At 61.6% G+C, this 14,575-nt stretch carries 16 protein-coding genes; 10 read left to right on the top strand and 6 right to left on the bottom strand.

Features of this window, described 5'->3' with window-relative positions; translation table 11 throughout:
* Window positions 1–13 precede the first annotated feature (13 nt).
* From ABTU92_RS28395 to ABTU92_RS28405, 3 genes are all read right to left on the bottom strand, one after another.
* Window positions 14–913, bottom strand: a complete 900-nt coding sequence (locus ABTU92_RS28395; protein WP_408094930.1) for a PIN domain-containing protein — start codon at window positions 911–913, stop codon at window positions 14–16.
* 309 nt (window positions 914–1,222) lie between these two features.
* Window positions 1,223–1,729 (bottom strand): HNH endonuclease, encoded by a 507-nt coding sequence (locus ABTU92_RS28400; RefSeq protein ID WP_408094931.1) that lies wholly within the window; start codon window positions 1,727–1,729, stop codon window positions 1,223–1,225.
* 782 nt (window positions 1,730–2,511) lie between these two features.
* The gene (locus ABTU92_RS28405; protein ID WP_408094932.1) at window positions 2,512–2,775 is read right to left on the bottom strand and encodes a hypothetical protein; all 264 of its coding nucleotides are present in this window, start codon (window positions 2,773–2,775) and stop codon (window positions 2,512–2,514) included.
* Between the two features lie 497 nt (window positions 2,776–3,272).
* Here ABTU92_RS28405 and ABTU92_RS28410 point away from each other — a divergent pair, with 497 nt between their 5' ends.
* From ABTU92_RS28410 to ABTU92_RS28435, 6 genes are all read left to right on the top strand, one after another.
* Entirely contained in the window at window positions 3,273–3,623 is a 351-nt protein-coding gene (locus ABTU92_RS28410) for a DUF2958 domain-containing protein (protein ID WP_408094933.1), read from the top strand.
* A gap of 11 nt (window positions 3,624–3,634) precedes the next feature.
* Window positions 3,635–4,534 (top strand): ArdC family protein, encoded by a 900-nt coding sequence (locus tag ABTU92_RS28415; RefSeq protein ID WP_408094934.1) that lies wholly within the window; start codon window positions 3,635–3,637, stop codon window positions 4,532–4,534.
* Window positions 4,531–5,184, top strand: a complete 654-nt coding sequence (locus ABTU92_RS28420; RefSeq protein ID WP_408094935.1) for a hypothetical protein — start codon at window positions 4,531–4,533, stop codon at window positions 5,182–5,184. The genes ABTU92_RS28415 and ABTU92_RS28420 overlap by 4 nt, the downstream gene beginning before the upstream one ends.
* 331 nt (window positions 5,185–5,515) lie before the next feature.
* Window positions 5,516–6,094: a hypothetical protein gene (locus tag ABTU92_RS28425; RefSeq protein ID WP_408094936.1), complete on the top strand. Its 579-nt coding sequence runs from the start codon at window positions 5,516–5,518 to the stop codon at window positions 6,092–6,094.
* Window positions 6,081–6,380 (top strand): hypothetical protein, encoded by a 300-nt coding sequence (locus ABTU92_RS28430; protein ID WP_408094937.1) that lies wholly within the window; start codon window positions 6,081–6,083, stop codon window positions 6,378–6,380. The genes ABTU92_RS28425 and ABTU92_RS28430 overlap by 14 nt, the downstream gene beginning before the upstream one ends.
* Before the next feature lie 752 nt (window positions 6,381–7,132).
* Window positions 7,133–7,474 (top strand): DUF736 domain-containing protein, encoded by a 342-nt coding sequence (locus ABTU92_RS28435; protein WP_408094938.1) that lies wholly within the window; start codon window positions 7,133–7,135, stop codon window positions 7,472–7,474.
* Here ABTU92_RS28435 and ABTU92_RS28440 read toward each other — a convergent pair.
* The gene (locus ABTU92_RS28440; RefSeq protein ID WP_408094939.1) at window positions 7,471–8,862 is read right to left on the bottom strand and encodes a type IV secretory system conjugative DNA transfer family protein; all 1,392 of its coding nucleotides are present in this window, start codon (window positions 8,860–8,862) and stop codon (window positions 7,471–7,473) included. The two genes, ABTU92_RS28435 and ABTU92_RS28440, sit on opposite strands and share 4 nt — an antisense overlap.
* Window positions 8,863–8,875: 13 nt before the next feature.
* A complete protein-coding gene (locus tag ABTU92_RS28445; protein WP_408094940.1) occupies window positions 8,876–9,460 on the bottom strand; it encodes a hypothetical protein in 585 nt (194 codons plus the stop codon).
* Window positions 9,461–9,723: 263 nt separating this feature from the next.
* Between ABTU92_RS28445 and ABTU92_RS28450 the strand changes: the two genes are divergently transcribed.
* Together ABTU92_RS28450 and ABTU92_RS28455 are read left to right on the top strand one after the other, a co-directional pair.
* Complete coding sequence (locus tag ABTU92_RS28450) at window positions 9,724–10,068, top strand: plasmid mobilization protein (protein WP_408094941.1); 345 nt, start codon at window positions 9,724–9,726, stop codon at window positions 10,066–10,068.
* A complete protein-coding gene (locus ABTU92_RS28455) occupies window positions 10,058–11,545 on the top strand; it encodes a relaxase/mobilization nuclease domain-containing protein (protein WP_408094942.1) in 1,488 nt (495 codons plus the stop codon). Before ABTU92_RS28450 ends, ABTU92_RS28455 begins: the two co-directional genes overlap by 11 nt.
* Window positions 11,546–11,983: 438 nt before the next feature.
* On the opposite strand, the gene ABTU92_RS28460 is transcribed toward ABTU92_RS28455, so the two are convergent.
* Window positions 11,984–12,421 carry a hypothetical protein gene (locus ABTU92_RS28460; protein ID WP_408094943.1) on the bottom strand — a complete coding sequence of 146 codons (438 nt, stop codon included), beginning with the start codon at window positions 12,419–12,421 and terminating at the stop codon, window positions 11,984–11,986.
* A 118-nt stretch (window positions 12,422–12,539) separates the two neighbouring features.
* On the opposite strand from ABTU92_RS28460, the gene ABTU92_RS28465 reads away from it, so the two are divergent.
* Together ABTU92_RS28465 and ABTU92_RS28470 are read left to right on the top strand one after the other, a co-directional pair.
* Complete coding sequence (locus ABTU92_RS28465) at window positions 12,540–14,114, top strand: PAN domain-containing protein (protein WP_408094944.1); 1,575 nt, start codon at window positions 12,540–12,542, stop codon at window positions 14,112–14,114.
* A 67-nt stretch (window positions 14,115–14,181) separates the two neighbouring features.
* Window positions 14,182–14,442, top strand: coding sequence for a hypothetical protein (locus tag ABTU92_RS28470; protein ID WP_408094945.1), 261 nt, complete (start codon window positions 14,182–14,184; stop codon window positions 14,440–14,442).
* Window positions 14,443–14,575: the final 133 nt, after the last annotated feature.

The following is a 14,575-nucleotide window of genomic DNA, read 5'->3' on the forward strand; positions in this document are numbered from 1 at the left end:
GAAAGAAGACCGCTTACGCCGCATCCGTGATACGACGCGCAAGCCGTGGGAGTTCGCGTAGCAACTCCTGTCGCCAATTCGGGTACGCCTCTTTTTTGTAGTGTTCAATTTCCTCCTGACGAGGCGGACGCCAATGGCGCATCGGATTGTATGACCCCAGAACTGGATCGTATGAGCCGAATAATTGGTCCGCGGCGCTTGGCTTTTCGCGGAAATTTGTTGCCATTGGGAAAGCGGTTGCTACTGCGGCCGCAGCAGTCTCGATCTCCTCGTCCGAAAGTTCGAACAAGGGCACGGGCACGTTAATCGATGTCGTGTCCGTGCCTTCCGAATCGAGGATCGTGAAGGCCAATACCGGCGCATTCTGTTTGAACGTATTCAGTTCGGCTTTCAATTGATCGAGCTCGTCATCGCGCTCATCTTTTTCCGCTCCAAGCTTCCAGCCTTCCGGGATCAGGAGAGGGTCGAGGCCAACAGACCGCGCGGCGAGAATAAGAAGCGTGTCATCTGTCAGAATGCGCAGATTGGGTTCAATTGTTACTAGCTGCAAATACTCCAAAATGATCCGATGATCGGCTCGGGAGTGATCAAGGTTGGGGTGAGCGGCCGGATCAATCCTAAGAACTGGGGGAAGGCTAAGAGTCACGCGTGGAACGGCAGAGCGAACTTCTACGGTATGATCTGCCGATTGCACCGCCTGCCGCAACAGGGCTGAAGCTTCCCGGGCACGCCTCGCGGTTCGGCTGTTGCCCTTTTGTTTGTGCCTGTCGATTTCCGTGATGACTGCGGACGGGACGATAAGGCGAACCTCCGAGGCGGCTGAAGAGACAACTCCTTCAAGCTCATGCCAAGGAAGGTCTGCGGCCTTTCGGCATTCGAAGAAAAAATTTGTGTCGGGAAAGTAGAGTTTCATGTTTGCTCGCTCATCGAGTATTGCCCGTGCATCGCCGAACGGTCAACGACCTGCCCCGTCAGCACACAGCGCCATCTCTCTGGCGGTGCGGTAGCATTCTCGTGCATCCAGCCCCGCCGGACCGGGCTTTCCTGAACGGGGCCCCCATCGTTGCCTTCGGCTGTGCCGGGTCTCCGCCCGGAGCCTGCCTCTGCGGAGGCAGGGGGCTTCGATCCCTTGCGCAAGATATTCGGCATCCATCGTTGGGGTCAGCCCACTCTACTCTTCCACACCATCGAAGAGCATGATGTATATATATATGTACGGCAATCACCTCGTCTTCGCTTTGATTGGCCTAATTTGACCTGTGTGGGTCGGTTGAGGGATCAGCCCCTGTAATGGCCTGTTCTGACCATTGCGATGTATCATTCTATGACAATTTGCGCAAACGACGGCCAGTTCAGAAAGCCGTACCGATCTTCCATTCGCTGGAGCTTCGCTTAGGGGCTTTAAATGGTGCACTTCAGCAAAGCCAACACCTAACTCGCCGTACGTGGCACGAAATTCAAACCCACAATGAGGAACCTCACAAATGAGCCTTCCATTATTCGTGTCCAAAGCGGACGCAATCTTTTTGCTTCGGAGCACTGCTTCCCGTTTTCGGTGACGCACCAGAAGCAACTTTACTTCGGCTTCATGGCCATACTGGTCTTCCGCAGCGGCAATCTCCGTATCGGGCAGGTGATCTCCGCTTGACAGGCTTTGCAGCAGGTCATCATAAATATCTTTTAGCGCCTTGTGTTCTGTTTTTCCATTTGCTTTAGCCCAGCGCCGCATTCCCTGCGCTCCGGGCCAATTTCGAACCGCCGGGCGTTTACCGACCGGAATCCTTGCTGTGAAACGTGTCCGCGCAAGTGCCCATGTTCCACTCTCGCTTGAGATTGAGGCTGACGCATAAATTCCGACGATACGCAACAGATTGTTCGATGGGTCTCTTGCGACGAATACAGCGTGTATCAAGCTAAACGGAACATTTCCGTGCCCCAGCCCGCACTGAAAGTATCCATCGCGACCTGGAACAAACGCGCTCGATTCACTCACTGTTGTTCCGGGATTCTGTTTCAGGTACCGATGTTGCCCGCTTATAATCTCCGTTCCGTCATAGCGCACTCCCCATCCAATATTGACGAATAGTATAGGTAAGTCCCGATTCAGTTCTTTAATTAGCCCGCCTGAGAACATGTCTTGCCTCCATGTTTCCAGAAAACATGAACCTTGTATTGCTCAAACGCAATAGCATCGAATGCCTACATGCGTGTGATGACAATTGTGGAGAAGTATTTCATCAGGTGGTTGGCGCATCCCGCGTCGCTACGCGACGGGGACCGGGCTCTCGTGAACGGAGCCGCCGGAGGCGTCTCCGCCCTTCGGGCTTCGATCCCTTGCGCAAGATATTGGGCACCCCTCGCCGGAGGCAGTCGGTCCCGCGTCCCGTCCGCCGCTCGTCGCGGCAGGCGGCGCTATGCTGACGCTCCTGCGGCTGCCTTTTTAACCGGTCTCGGGGCTGGCGAATGGGCTCCGCTTCGCTCCCGCCCATATGCCCATTTTGCATTTGGATTTCAGCTTTCGAGGGGAAGATCGTCCGCGTCGATGTGGGTGACGAGGTGGAACGTCTGCACGTTCGCCTTTCCGTGCTTCAACCTGGTTGCGCTCAACGTGATGAAGTGGAACCGGTCCGCGATCAGCATTTGAAGGATCGACGTGGTCGCATCGAGAGGGATGGGCTGGAGTAGCTCGAAGCGGCCTCGGTGGCAGGAAATCCAGCCGACGGCGACGGGGTGATCCTTCTCGCGGTTCTCCGGAAGCAGCCTTGGTTCAGGCATCAGACCGCATGCACCGATGAGACTTTGAGCCGGGACGGGCAAACGAGCCTGCCTTCGATCTCGATGTGTCGAGAGTCGGAGTAGGGGCCGGGAAGAAACCTCACATTGTTTGTGCCGAACATGAAGGACCAGTCCCAGCCCGTGATCTCAATGACGTAGAACTCGTGATCGGGACAAGGTTTCGCCGAACGGCGCTTTCGCGGTGTTGATCTCTGTTTTGATCCATCGGGCATGCGACCCTCCGAAGATCAGTTCTGTTCGTAGACGGGCGTGATACGCCCGGTTCTCTTCACGAATTGAACTAGGGGGCTCCGCCCCCCGCGCGTGCAAGGCATCCAGACACGTCCCGCCGCCTCCGCACGTCTCCCCGCAAGCGGGGCCCCTCGTGCGGACCCTCGGCGGGCCGCGTCCGGAGCCTCCTTGCACTTGCTACCCCCGGTCTCGCCGACGGGCAGGGTTGCAGCAGCAGCTGCAACCCATGACCCAAGGAGGCGAACATGCAACTTCTCACTTCTGAACAACGTGATCTGATGCTGGCCAATGGCCGGTTCAGCGCCGAGCACCCCGAAGACCCGCGCGACTTCTTCCCCGTCGTCAAACTCTTCTGCCCATGGGGCGGCGCGACCTGGCTTCTGACCGAACTCGATCCCGAAAATCCCGATATCGCCTTCGGACTCTGCGACCTCGGCCTCGGCTTCCCCGAACTCGGCAACGTCAGCCTCTCAGAGATTGAGAGCGTCACCGGCCCCGGTGGGCTGCGCATCGAGCGCGATCTGTATTTCACAGCGGACAAGACCCTCTCGGCCTACGCCGACGAGGCCCGCCGCGCCGAACGCATCATCGCGTGACGGAGGCAGCCATGCGTCAAGACGTTTACGAGACCGTAACCGCCCGCATCGTCGCCGACCTTGAGAAGGGCGTACGCCCGTGGCTGAAGCCGTGGAGCGTGGAACATGCCGCAGGGCGCATCACGCGGCCCCTGCGGGCGAACGGCATCCCTTATCAGGGCATCAACGTCCTGATGCTCTGGACCGCCGCCATCGAACACGACTACGCCGCTCCGTTCTGGATGACCTTCAAACAGGCCATCGACCTCGGCGCTCATGTCCGCAAGGGCGAGAAGGGGAACCTCGTCGTTTACGCCGACCGCATCCGGCGCACCGAGACCGACAGCGCGACCGGCGAGGAGATCGAAACCGAAATCCCCTTCATGAAGGGCTACACGGTCTTCAATGTCGAGCAGATCGACGGACTCCCGCAGCATTTCTATGCGGCTCCGCCGCCCCGCGCCGAGCCTTTGCGGCGCATCGAACGCGCCGAGGCGTTCTTTGCCGCAGTCGGGGCCGACGTTCACCACGGCGGCAACCGCGCCTGTTACGTCATCTCTCAGGACCGCATCGACCTGCCGCCCTTCGAAGCCTTCTGCGATGCCGAAGCCTACTACGCGACCCGCGCCCACGAAACCGTCCATTGGACCCGGCACCCCTCGCGCCTCGACCGGGAATTCGGGCGCAAGCGCTGGGGCGATGAAGGCTACGCCATGGAGGAGCTTGTCGCCGAACTCGGCTCCGCGTTCCTCTCGGCGGACCTCGACCTCGCCCCGGAGGTCCGCGACGACCACGCCGCCTATATCGATGGCTGGCTGACGGTCCTCAAGCGCGACAAGCGGGCGATCTTCACCGCCGCCTCGCACGCGCAACGCGCCGCTGACTTCCTGCACGGGCTGCAACAGCCCCGGCAGGAGGAGGTGGCCGCATGAGCGCCCGCCGCACCGCACCCGCGCAACTCGGCTTCGATGCGTTGTTGTCGAACGCCGATCAGGTGAACGCCAACCGGCAGGCCGCGCGGAAAAGCGCGGACCTGCCGGGGACCATGGACGAGGCCTTGCCGTTCTACCGGTCCCTCATCGACCGGCATCACGCCGCCATGCTGGCGGGCGATGCCGAGGCCGTGCTCGGCCTTCACCGCGAGGCCCACCGCCTTGCCGAGAAGCTCAATGGCTACGAGCCCGGCATCATTGCCGACGACGACGCGCCGGGATGCGTGCTCGACCGGGAAACCCGGTCTCCGGATGGCACCGTGCCACTCTGGGGACAGAGCGGGAAATTCGGGATCACCGTCGGCGGCATGCGCGTCTTGATCCGGATCGATGGCTTGTTCGGCATCGGCTCATGCGCCTTCGTCTGGCCGGGGTTCGAGGCCTTCGTCGTCGATCCCGACAAGCCGTTCTTGTCGGAAACCGGCTACCGGTGTTTCATCGGCCTCACCGCTAAACTGCAACCGGGCTACACTCCCGACAGTTTCGTTGCAGAAGTGATCGCCGAGCATGTCCGCCGGGAGATGAAGGGCAGGCTCCTCGCCATCAAGCCGCAATACCAAAAGCGGGATCGCGAAAAAGCCAGATCGTGAAGCCTTCAGCGCGATGGTACTCTTCTTCAAATTCGCGTGAGCACTTGAAATTTCAAGTTGCAGCCTATTGCGCGGCAGCCGGTTTATTTTTACCATTCCAGATTACGGTCCGTTCGGGGCGATAGTTACCTTCACCGAGCCTGTAACTGAACTTGCTGCAATAGACGCGTTGGCCTTCGCTGGCCGGGAGGCAACGTTTAGCGGCCTGTCGACGCAGACGGCCTGAGAGGCTTTTGTGTAGCCCCAGAGAAAGCCTATGCCCAACATTGAGAAGCCGACAATTCCTTGAAGGGAAATGCACGTTAGTGCCCGATCACGCGTAGCAATATTCTTGTCGCTCATTGTGGCTCCTAAATTGAGTGGTGTCGTGATGAAATGGTGGAAGCCTACCACGGGTGAAATTGTTGCTGCAATTGGGCTTATATTGACTGGCGTGTTAATGTTTGTATGGGATATATCAAAAGACAAAGTTACGTCGCTTATTCGCATTGATCTTGAGCCGGGGGTTCTAATCATTGGAATTATCGCTTTAATATTAACTTTTATTGCGACGGTAAGGGCTATGCATAACGAAACCAAAAGCTCGTTGGAATCCTTTCGCGAAAGCATGGATCGTCAAAAATCAGAAAAACCGGAACTCAAAGACCTTGTGTCGGCAGTGAAAGACGTTATGGCCGATCATCTACACCCGCAAGGCGAGATCGACGAGTGCATGAATAAGTTGAACAAAGTTCTCATGGAGGCAAAAAGCGTTTGGAATACATGTGTAATTGATACTGTGAGCGACAGTAGAATCAACAACTACATCATCAACCAAGGGGATCAGATCGCGGACGCGATTGCGAGAGCAATAATAGCCGGAGTAACATGGGAGGACATTCTTTCTGAGAACGCTATTGAGCGCCGCTAAAAAAATATTAAAACGCATACCAAAGGGCGCAAAATACGAATGCTGGAAGCTTAAGGATGAAATTCCGATCATCAATTTTATCGTGCTAGAATTCCCGGAGCACGCCCGGGGCGATAGCCGGGAACGGCGCCGGAAGGAAGTGTGGTTTGGCTTCGGCTTGCTGAAAAATCAGCCGAGAGCAGAAATCTTCAGTACGACAAATCCGAAAATTGTCGAGATGTTTTATTATTACTTTCAGCGGCTTCAGAAGGATGCGGAGCCAGTAACCGAAGCGGATGCACAGTGAGGAGCTGGCCAATGCAGCCGTTCGATACGAGCATTATACGGCGTACGAGAAATCACGTGCCCCGCTTGGCTCATCTTGCGATCGACGCCGGTCATAGTCTTTGAACCGTCCATATCGGCCGAGCCGTCTGGCGGAACAGTGAGCCTGATCTTTGACGTTAGGCTCAGGGCAGTTGGCGCGGATCCGTTTGATGCGCAGCACCGACCGCCGGGGCAACCGGGCTGGGCGGGCCGAGCCGCTGACTTCTTGAAGCGGCCCCAGACGAACGTTGCGCCCGGAAACCGATCGCGATGAAGAGCGCGGCAGCGGCTCCGGACAGCGCGGGCAATCGTCGGTAAGCAGGAACGCATTTCCGGCTTCGCGGGAACGGCAGCGCAGCACCCGACGATGCCATTGGGCGTGTGACGGACCTCCGGCTTCTGGCCGCGCCGGTCTGCAGGGCGGAACCTGTCGCGGCGGGAAGGTCAGCGTGGTGATGCCGCCGGAATCGCGGCCTGCCTTCTTGTCGTAGAAATTGCCAAAGGGTCTCTCCTGTTCAGACCGCGCCACAAGGCGATCTTATCATCGTTGCCCATCGTGCGCCCGACCGACGCCGTGCGCCTGAAGGCGCACCCTCCGGGAACGCAAGAAAAAACGTCTATATATAGTTTTGTTGAAATTTTTTTCTTGCCGTTCGGCGTCTGCGGTCGGTCGCAGAACGAGGGCAACGAGATCGCCGTTGTGGCGGCTCATACATTGAACAGGAGAGACCCATGATCATTGGCAATTTCAGCTACGACAAGAAGGCAGACATCTACGCGGGCGACATCACCACGCTGACCTTCCAGCGCACCGACGTGCAACTCCGCCCCGCCGAGAAGACCGGCGCGGCCAAGGAACCCGACTATCGGGTCGTCACGAAGACGCCCAATGGCACCGTCGAATTCGGTGCCGCATGGAGCCGCACGAGCGAAGCCGGAAAAGCGTTCCTGTCCGTCCAGATCGACGACCCCGCGCTGTCCGAGCCGCTCAATGCCGCGCTCTTCGCCACCGACAGCGGCAAGGGCGCAACGCTCGTCTGGAGCCGCTTCAAGAAGAAGACGACCCTCGACTAACGCCGCCCGGCACCGGTCGCCCCAGCGGCCGGTGCTTCGCGCCGCGAACCGCCCGATCCGGCCATATGGAACGGGTCAACATCGAACAGTCCGGCAAGGCGAGGGATCGTCCAGTAAGGAGCACGACCAGCGAGCAACGGATCGTGCTTGCCGGCAAAGAAGACCACGGATTCCTCCGGCGGCAGGCTCATCATCCGCTCGAACGGCAACAGCGGAACACGCGCCTCGGTCCGGGTGTCGCTGCGCTCGTTCCGGATCACGCTCCCCGAATAGGTCCGGCTCCGGCTTTCCCCGGTGGTCAGGCCGCCACGCCGCTGCAAATACTCCGCCGTGTCCACGTCCGCAGGCGTGAAGAACTGGATCAGGCCGCTGTTGGCAAGGATGCTCATCCAGCGCTTGCGGTAGACGTCCTGCAATTGCGGGATATCTTGCAGGAATGGCCAGAGCTGGAGATTGTACCCGGCGGCAAAGCCGAACGCATTGGTCACCGCTGGCAGCTGCTCAAGACGGGCGAACTCATCAAGGATCATGAGCACCGGATGGCCGCCCGGTTCCGCCGTCAGCTGATCGATGGCGGACGTGATCACCAGACGCAGGAAGCGCGAATAGGCCTCCATGAAGCGGCCCGGCAAGATCAGGTAGACCGTCGTCGGCTTCTGCTTCAACCGGGCAATATCGAAGTCGCTTCCGGTCAGGGTCCCGTTCCGGGCCGGATCGGACAGCGCCGGGTCGTCCAGAAAAGCCGTCTGCGTCACTGCCGTGTTCACCGCGCTCGAAATATCCCGCGCGTCGATATCCTTGAACCTGCCTATCGGCTGGCTGATGAACGGGTAGGGGCTGGCTTCGATCGCCACCAGCAGCCCCGCCGCCTTTGGCCCCCTTGCGGCAATGTCGGTCACCATCTTTCGCATGTGGCCCAGCGTCGCCCGCTTCCCCAGCGTCGAGACCAGATAGAGGATCAGGGTGGTCACAAGGTCCCGCGCCGTGTCGTCAAAGTACGGATCACGCCCCTGCGTCAGGATCAGCGCTTGCGAAAGCGCCGCCGCCTCGGCAACCACGTTCCCGCTGTGAATATCGAGATGGGAGAGGGGATTGTAGCGGTGGCGCGGCAGGTTCCACGGCGGCCCGCCGTGCAGCCCGAACGGGTTCAGAACAAAGACGTCCTGACCCATCGCGCGGCGGTGCCGTGCCGTCACCGCTGCGTTCTGCCCCTTCGGGTCAATCACCACCACGCTGTGCGGCACCTGTAACAGGGCCTGTACGATGATGCTTGCTCCCTTGCCGCTTCGGGTCGGGCCGAATGTGCAGAGATGCCGGTTGTCCGTGTAACAGGAAAAAGTCCCGCGCTCGGCGTTGTAACCGTAGGGAATGGCGAAGTCCTGAGGCATGGCTTCATCCCCCTCAGCGCTCATCGCTCAGACCGGCGTCGCGGAAGGCGGAAGCATCACCCACCTTCGCATCGAACCGGTCCGGTGCCGCAATCGGAGCCATCCGCCACCCGAAACCGAAGGGAAGCGCGGGTAACAGCACGTAGCCGACAATCGGCCACAAACTGCCCCACTGGCGCAGCGCGACCATGCAGGCCGCCAGGCCGCCGAACACCACCACCAGCACCGCCTCGCTATGCTCGGCAGGAACGAACTTCCGCCCGCGCCGCCTCTGCTCCTCATAGAGGAACCGGCACCGCGCCCCGGCCAAAGCGAGCGCGACCACGATCAGCAGTTCGAACACCAGCGGCAGCTCGTGAAAGAGCACGGGCGCGAACCACCACAACAGCCCGAACCACAGCACCACCTGCACCAGCAGCCCGAAGGTCAGTGGCCCCATCATCAGCGCCGCCTGTCCCGCCAGCCGCAGCGCCATCCATCCGCCGACGAGCACGCCAAGCGTTGTCAGGAACGCCGCGTCCGCTCCCGTGCGAAGCTCGATCGCCAGCGTGTACCAGATGATCACGAACAGTCCGATCTTCCACGTCAGATGTCTCATGGCTCTCTCTCCCTTCAGGAACAGAGAACCACGAGCCTGCGTCAACGCGTTCGGAATGTTCTGTAACGGAAAGCAAGACGCTGCGCCCCATGGAGATGCGCCTTGTTTTGCGAGCTTTTGGATATCGGCAGAGAGACCGGCAAAGCGTATATCAGGCGGAGAGGGTAGCGAGATGTCGTTTCCGGTACCGGAAACGCAACTCGCCAGGGGCCGGGCGTGGCCCCTGGACCCAGGACGCATGCGCTCAACGGCGAAGTCGAGCAATGGCACGACCGAGACAACACGAACTCAGAGACCGCCAGATCAACATCAAGCTCACAGCGCGTGAGTTCGATCTGGTCCGGGCGAGGGCCGCTGCGCACGGGATGCGACCGGGCGATTACGGACGGGCGCGTCTGCTTGCCGAATGGCGCGTCAGTGAGATCGCCGTCGCGAGCGCACCCCATCTCGATCCCCTCTTTCAGGTCCAGCTGTCCAGGCTCGGCAACAATCTCAATCAGATTGCACGGCGGATGCACAGCTTCGGCGAGCCCATTCCGCCGATCCTCGATCCGCTCCTTCAGGAAATCCGCACGCTCATCAACCGGAGCGGCCTCCGTGATCGTTAAGTTCAACAGGGCAGGGAAGTCATTCAAGGGACTGGCCGCCTATCTGACGCACGACGCGGGAAGGGCGCAGAGCAGCGAGCGTGTGGCGTGGACCCACACGCTCAACCTTGCCAATGACGAAGTCCCTCTGGCCGTCGACGAAATGCTCTGGACGTGCCGCGCCGCGCAGGACCTGAAGCGGGAAGCCGGGGTATCGGCAGGCGGACGGCGTCTGGAAAACCCGGTCAAGCACTTCTCGCTGAACTGGCACCCGGACGACAAGCCGGAAAAGCACGAGATGATCGAGGCCGTGGAAGACTTCGTGCGCCATCTCGGTTGGGAGGACCGGCAAGCCATCCTGATCGCCCACAGCGACAGGCAACACGCCCACGTCCATGTGATGCTCAACACCGTCTCTCCGGTGGATGGCCGCGCGATCGATACCGCTTTCGAGCATGTCCGCGCTTCCAACTGGGCACTGTCCTACGAGCGCAGCCGGTTCCGCATCCATTGCGAGCAGCGCCTCAAGCCGTATGAGGAGCGCGAGCCGTCGCCCACCCGCGATGCCTGGCAGGCCATGAAAGATGCCGAAGCGCAGCACGACAGGGATGAGTCCGATCGGTTGACGCGGATTCCCGAATATTTCGAGCGGGGAGACCCGGATCTGCGCAAGGCCAAGGAATGGTCTCTTCTGAAGACCCATCAGCGCAAGGAGCGCGAGGCCTTCTTCGCCGAGGGCAAGCAGGTCTTTCGTTCGGCGCGGAACGCCGTCTTCCGGGAAGTGCGGACGGACTATCGGAACGAATGGATGACCTACTACGATTCCATGCGGCGGGGTCTCGATCCCGAAAGCCTCGATGAAATGAAGGTGGACCTCGTCGCCCGGCAGAAGGCCGACCTCGAGGCGCGGCGGGAAGTCGCGTGCAAGGAACTTCGTGAACGCCGCGACCGGGAATATAAGGAAATCCTCCGGCATCAGAAGGAAGAGCGGGCCGAACTCCGGTTGCGTCAGGAGGAGGGTCTCGCATCGCCGCACCTGCTCGACCTTGTCTATCCGCGCACGGAAAGGACCAGGCCCGAAATCCCCCGCGAGGATATGGAGAGCCTGTTCCGGCTGGCTGGCCGTGAGACCTGTTCGCCAGCAGGCGAGCGGGAGCCCACCCGGGACGCGCCCGACCGTTCCGACGGGTTCGATCAGGGGCCAAACGATTCCCACAAGGTCCATGACGGTGCCAGCGCTTCCGGCGGGTTGGGCCTCGGTGCACTGGGCGGTCTCGCCGAGATCGGCGAGCGCCTGTTCGACGGCTTCTTTGGTGGAGGACATGCCCCCATGCATCCCCGAGATACGGCCCGGAAAACCGCCGAGGTCGGCGGCAAGGACGACGAGCGGGCGCGGCGAACGGAAGAGCAGATCAGGGCAGGAGAGGCGCAGTCCGAGGCCGAGCGGCTACTCGCCTGGTGGCAGGAGCGGCGGCAACGCCAACGCGACCGGGACTGATCACGGGTTCGGAGCAAGGAGCCGCTCCGAACCCGGGTCACCCGCAAAGCTCCAATTCCGACGTTATCGGTCGCAGGACGACCGGATCGACGCCGCATGCGCTCGCATCGCAGCCGCCTTCGAGGCGCAGCTGGCTGGCGAGACCGCCCGGCTGCTTCTCCACTACGGATCGCGGATCGGGGCGGTCGCCCTCTGCGCCCTTCCAGCGGAGAGGGCGGCGGCGCTGGCTGCCTTACAGGCGGAGAGGGACGCCGCTCTCGAAGCGCTGCGCGTCGCGATCCGGGCCGGAAAGCGGGCAGCGCTTGCCCGGATGCGGGCGAAGAGGCGCGGACGCAAGCCGGACGGCATTGCCGTTCCCAGCCCGGCCCCGGTCCGTCCCGGCGCGGCAGCGGCCAAGCCGAGGCGCTTTCGTCAAAGGCCGATCCGGGATGGTCCCCATTAGCGCAGCCCATGGAAGGCCTGCCACTTGCTCTTCGACAGGCAGACAGCCCCGTTCAGCTTCAGGAACCCTGCCGCTTCCTTGCGGTCCCGGTAATGGGCCCAGAGATTGAACACCCGCCGCCTTGCCCGGTCGCCGTCGTCGCCGAAGATGAACAGCGCGATGGCCCGTGCACCGTAGATGATGTCGCCGGGTTCGGCGGGGTCGGCCCGGTCCCTTGTCCTCGCGCCATCGGCAGGGGGCGGCACCGCAGGAGTTGCGTTTGCCCCACCAGCTTGACGGAGACGTGCATGGTGACGGACCATCGTCTCGAAACACTCGTCGGCGGTGCCATGCGGGCTGTTCCGCTTGCCTCCCGTGGCTCCGTCCTGTCGACCTATGGATGTTGCGACGTCCGGATGCCGCTGATTGCCGTGGCCGTTCGGGAATGAAGACATGTTCGCCCTCTTGCTTGTGAACGGCTCCGATTAGGAGGTCCGGTTCCGGGAAAAGTAGACGCCAGGACCGGAAAACAGGGCTGAAGAGTTCGGAAAAGTGCCCCGGATTTCAAAGACGTTGCCGCCCAATCGCGCCGATTACAGCTTCGGCGACCTTGTCTATTGGCACCTGTTCGTCTACGGCACCCGACCGCAGGGGGACCCCTCGGCCAAAGCGGGCCGCAAGTGGGAACCGGATGCGATCTGCCGACTGATCGGCATCACCGAGAAGACCCTACGCAATTGGATCGCGGACAAGCACCAGCCCGACAGCATTGTCGATCTGGAGCGGGAACTGTTCGGTGAGAATCCCGCCTGGGACGATCAGCGCCTCGAACTCGCGGAGGCGCTCCGGATCACCCGGGCGCGAAAGCGCGGCAAGGCGGGGAGGGGCTTCTGGCCCTCCCGGAATGTTGCCAGTCCGCCCCTGTTGCCGGGTCCATCCGCCGGAGGAATCCCCGGCCAACAGCCCGCCGACGACCGGAAAAGTTCGGAAAGGACCGGCGCTACAACGTCTTTGCCGGTCGTTTCCGGCAGCGCACCCCGGGCAGACAAGGAACCGGGTGGCAAGGGAAGTGGCGGTTCTGGCAGCGGCTCCGGCAGCAACGTTCCCGGCGGGACCCCATCACTGAAGCGGGGTGGCGGTCACACCGGACGCAACATCGCCGCCCTCGCAGTCACCGGCCTCACGGTCGTGCTCGGCATGTACGTCTGGTCGTATAAGCCCACGCTGCGAAGCCCGGCGAGCGCACCCGCTCCGCCTGAACCACCCGGCCCCGCACCCGTTCCGCCCCCATCACCCCCGCCACTCCCCAAGGCCGAAGACAAGCCGACCCCGCCACCGCTTCCGCCCAAATCGGAAGACGAGCAACGCGCCGAGACGGAACGGCGCATCGTCGCCCAGACGATCGACGCGCTAAAGGCGGCGCACGATCGCGAAGTCCGCGAACGGGAGGAGGAGGCCAAACGCCGCGACCGGGAAGGACCGGCAGGGGCCGAAGCCCGAGCCCAGCGTGACCGCGAATGGAACGCGCGGCAGGTGGCGGGGATGGGCTATCGCCTTCTCGAATATGCCAGCGTCACGGGGACCAGCATCGGGATGGTCCAGACCGAGACCGTCTATGACTGCGCCCTCTCATGCATGGCCGACCGATGCGATGCCTTCGCCTGGTTCCGGGATGAGCGCCCGGTTGGCCCACGCTCGTGCTCACGGTTCAAAGCTCCGGTGACGCTCTATGAGAACACTGGATATACGGCGGGCAGGCGGGTCAGCGACGTCCGCTCCGCCGGACCGCCCGCAGCGGCTGAAGCTCCTGTTTTGGCGGCGGGCGGCACCTCGCTCGCCCAAGCCAGCCCCCGTCCGATCGCGACCCCGGAGAATGATGGCGTCACCCGCTGCCCCAACGGACCGGTGAAGGTCACCGGCTTCCGCCTGACCTGCGATCAGACGCTGATGGGCGGAACCACGCTCGGTTCGACCCGCCTGTCATGGACCGTGGCCAACATCAACGAATGCGCCGAGAAGTGCCGCCCCGTCAAAAACTGCGTCGGCTTCACCTTCAATGCGGCAGCAACGAGCGGGCACTCGTGCATCCTGTTCGGGCCGACACCAGAAAAGCGGGCCGTGCCGGGGTGGATTTCCGGGGAGCGCTGAAGCCCCGGCAAACTCCCGCCCGGTCAAGGTCATTGAATTTTCTCGCGAATTCACCTATATTCAATCCATGACGACGTTATCCCCAGAGATCGAACGCCTTGCGAGACTGGTCGCTGCGCAGACCGGCAAGACCGCCGAAGAGGTGATCCGCGAAGCGATCGAAGCTCAGGCTCGCATCGCAGGTGTGGAAATCGACGAGCCTCCGGCTGCGTCGAGGACCGTTGATCTGGCCCGCGTTCGTGAGATCACCCGCAGCGTCGCTTCCCGTCCTTTACGCGACACGCGTACTCCCAAGGAAATCCTCGACAAGGCCTGGGGCCAGGCATGATCGTGGTCGACTCGTCGGCCCTGATCGCCATCCTCGAAGAAGAGCCGGAAGCCGCGCGATATCTCGACCTGATTAGCGAAGCTCCACGCCGCTTGGTGAGCGCGGTCAGCATTTTTGTCAGGCGACACGACAA

Origin of the sequence: Rhodoplanes sp. SY1 (genome assembly GCF_046000175.1) — a bacterium.
Taxonomy (GTDB): domain Bacteria; phylum Pseudomonadota; class Alphaproteobacteria; order Rhizobiales; family Xanthobacteraceae; genus Rhodoplanes.

What these genes read in the sequence shown, in the direction of transcription:
- ABTU92_RS28395 (WP_408094930.1), bottom strand. Translation starts at nt 913, where the DNA reads ATGAAACTCTACTTTCCCGACACAAATTTTTTCTTCGAATGCCGAAAG.
- ABTU92_RS28400 (WP_408094931.1), bottom strand. Translation starts at nt 1,729, where the DNA reads ATGCGGCGCTGGGCTAAAGCAAATGGAAAAACAGAACACAAGGCGCTA.
- ABTU92_RS28405 (WP_408094932.1), bottom strand. Translation starts at nt 2,775, where the DNA reads ATGCCTGAACCAAGGCTGCTTCCGGAGAACCGCGAGAAGGATCACCCC.
- ABTU92_RS28410 (WP_408094933.1), top strand. Translation starts at nt 3,273, where the DNA reads ATGCAACTTCTCACTTCTGAACAACGTGATCTGATGCTGGCCAATGGC.
- ABTU92_RS28415 (WP_408094934.1), top strand. Translation starts at nt 3,635, where the DNA reads ATGCGTCAAGACGTTTACGAGACCGTAACCGCCCGCATCGTCGCCGAC.
- ABTU92_RS28420 (WP_408094935.1), top strand. Translation starts at nt 4,531, where the DNA reads ATGAGCGCCCGCCGCACCGCACCCGCGCAACTCGGCTTCGATGCGTTG.
- ABTU92_RS28435 (WP_408094938.1), top strand. Translation starts at nt 7,133, where the DNA reads ATGATCATTGGCAATTTCAGCTACGACAAGAAGGCAGACATCTACGCG.
- ABTU92_RS28440 (WP_408094939.1), bottom strand. Translation starts at nt 8,862, where the DNA reads ATGCCTCAGGACTTCGCCATTCCCTACGGTTACAACGCCGAGCGCGGG.
- ABTU92_RS28445 (WP_408094940.1), bottom strand. Translation starts at nt 9,460, where the DNA reads ATGAGACATCTGACGTGGAAGATCGGACTGTTCGTGATCATCTGGTAC.
- ABTU92_RS28450 (WP_408094941.1), top strand. Translation starts at nt 9,724, where the DNA reads ATGGCACGACCGAGACAACACGAACTCAGAGACCGCCAGATCAACATC.
- ABTU92_RS28460 (WP_408094943.1), bottom strand. Translation starts at nt 12,421, where the DNA reads ATGTCTTCATTCCCGAACGGCCACGGCAATCAGCGGCATCCGGACGTC.
- ABTU92_RS28470 (WP_408094945.1), top strand. Translation starts at nt 14,182, where the DNA reads ATGACGACGTTATCCCCAGAGATCGAACGCCTTGCGAGACTGGTCGCT.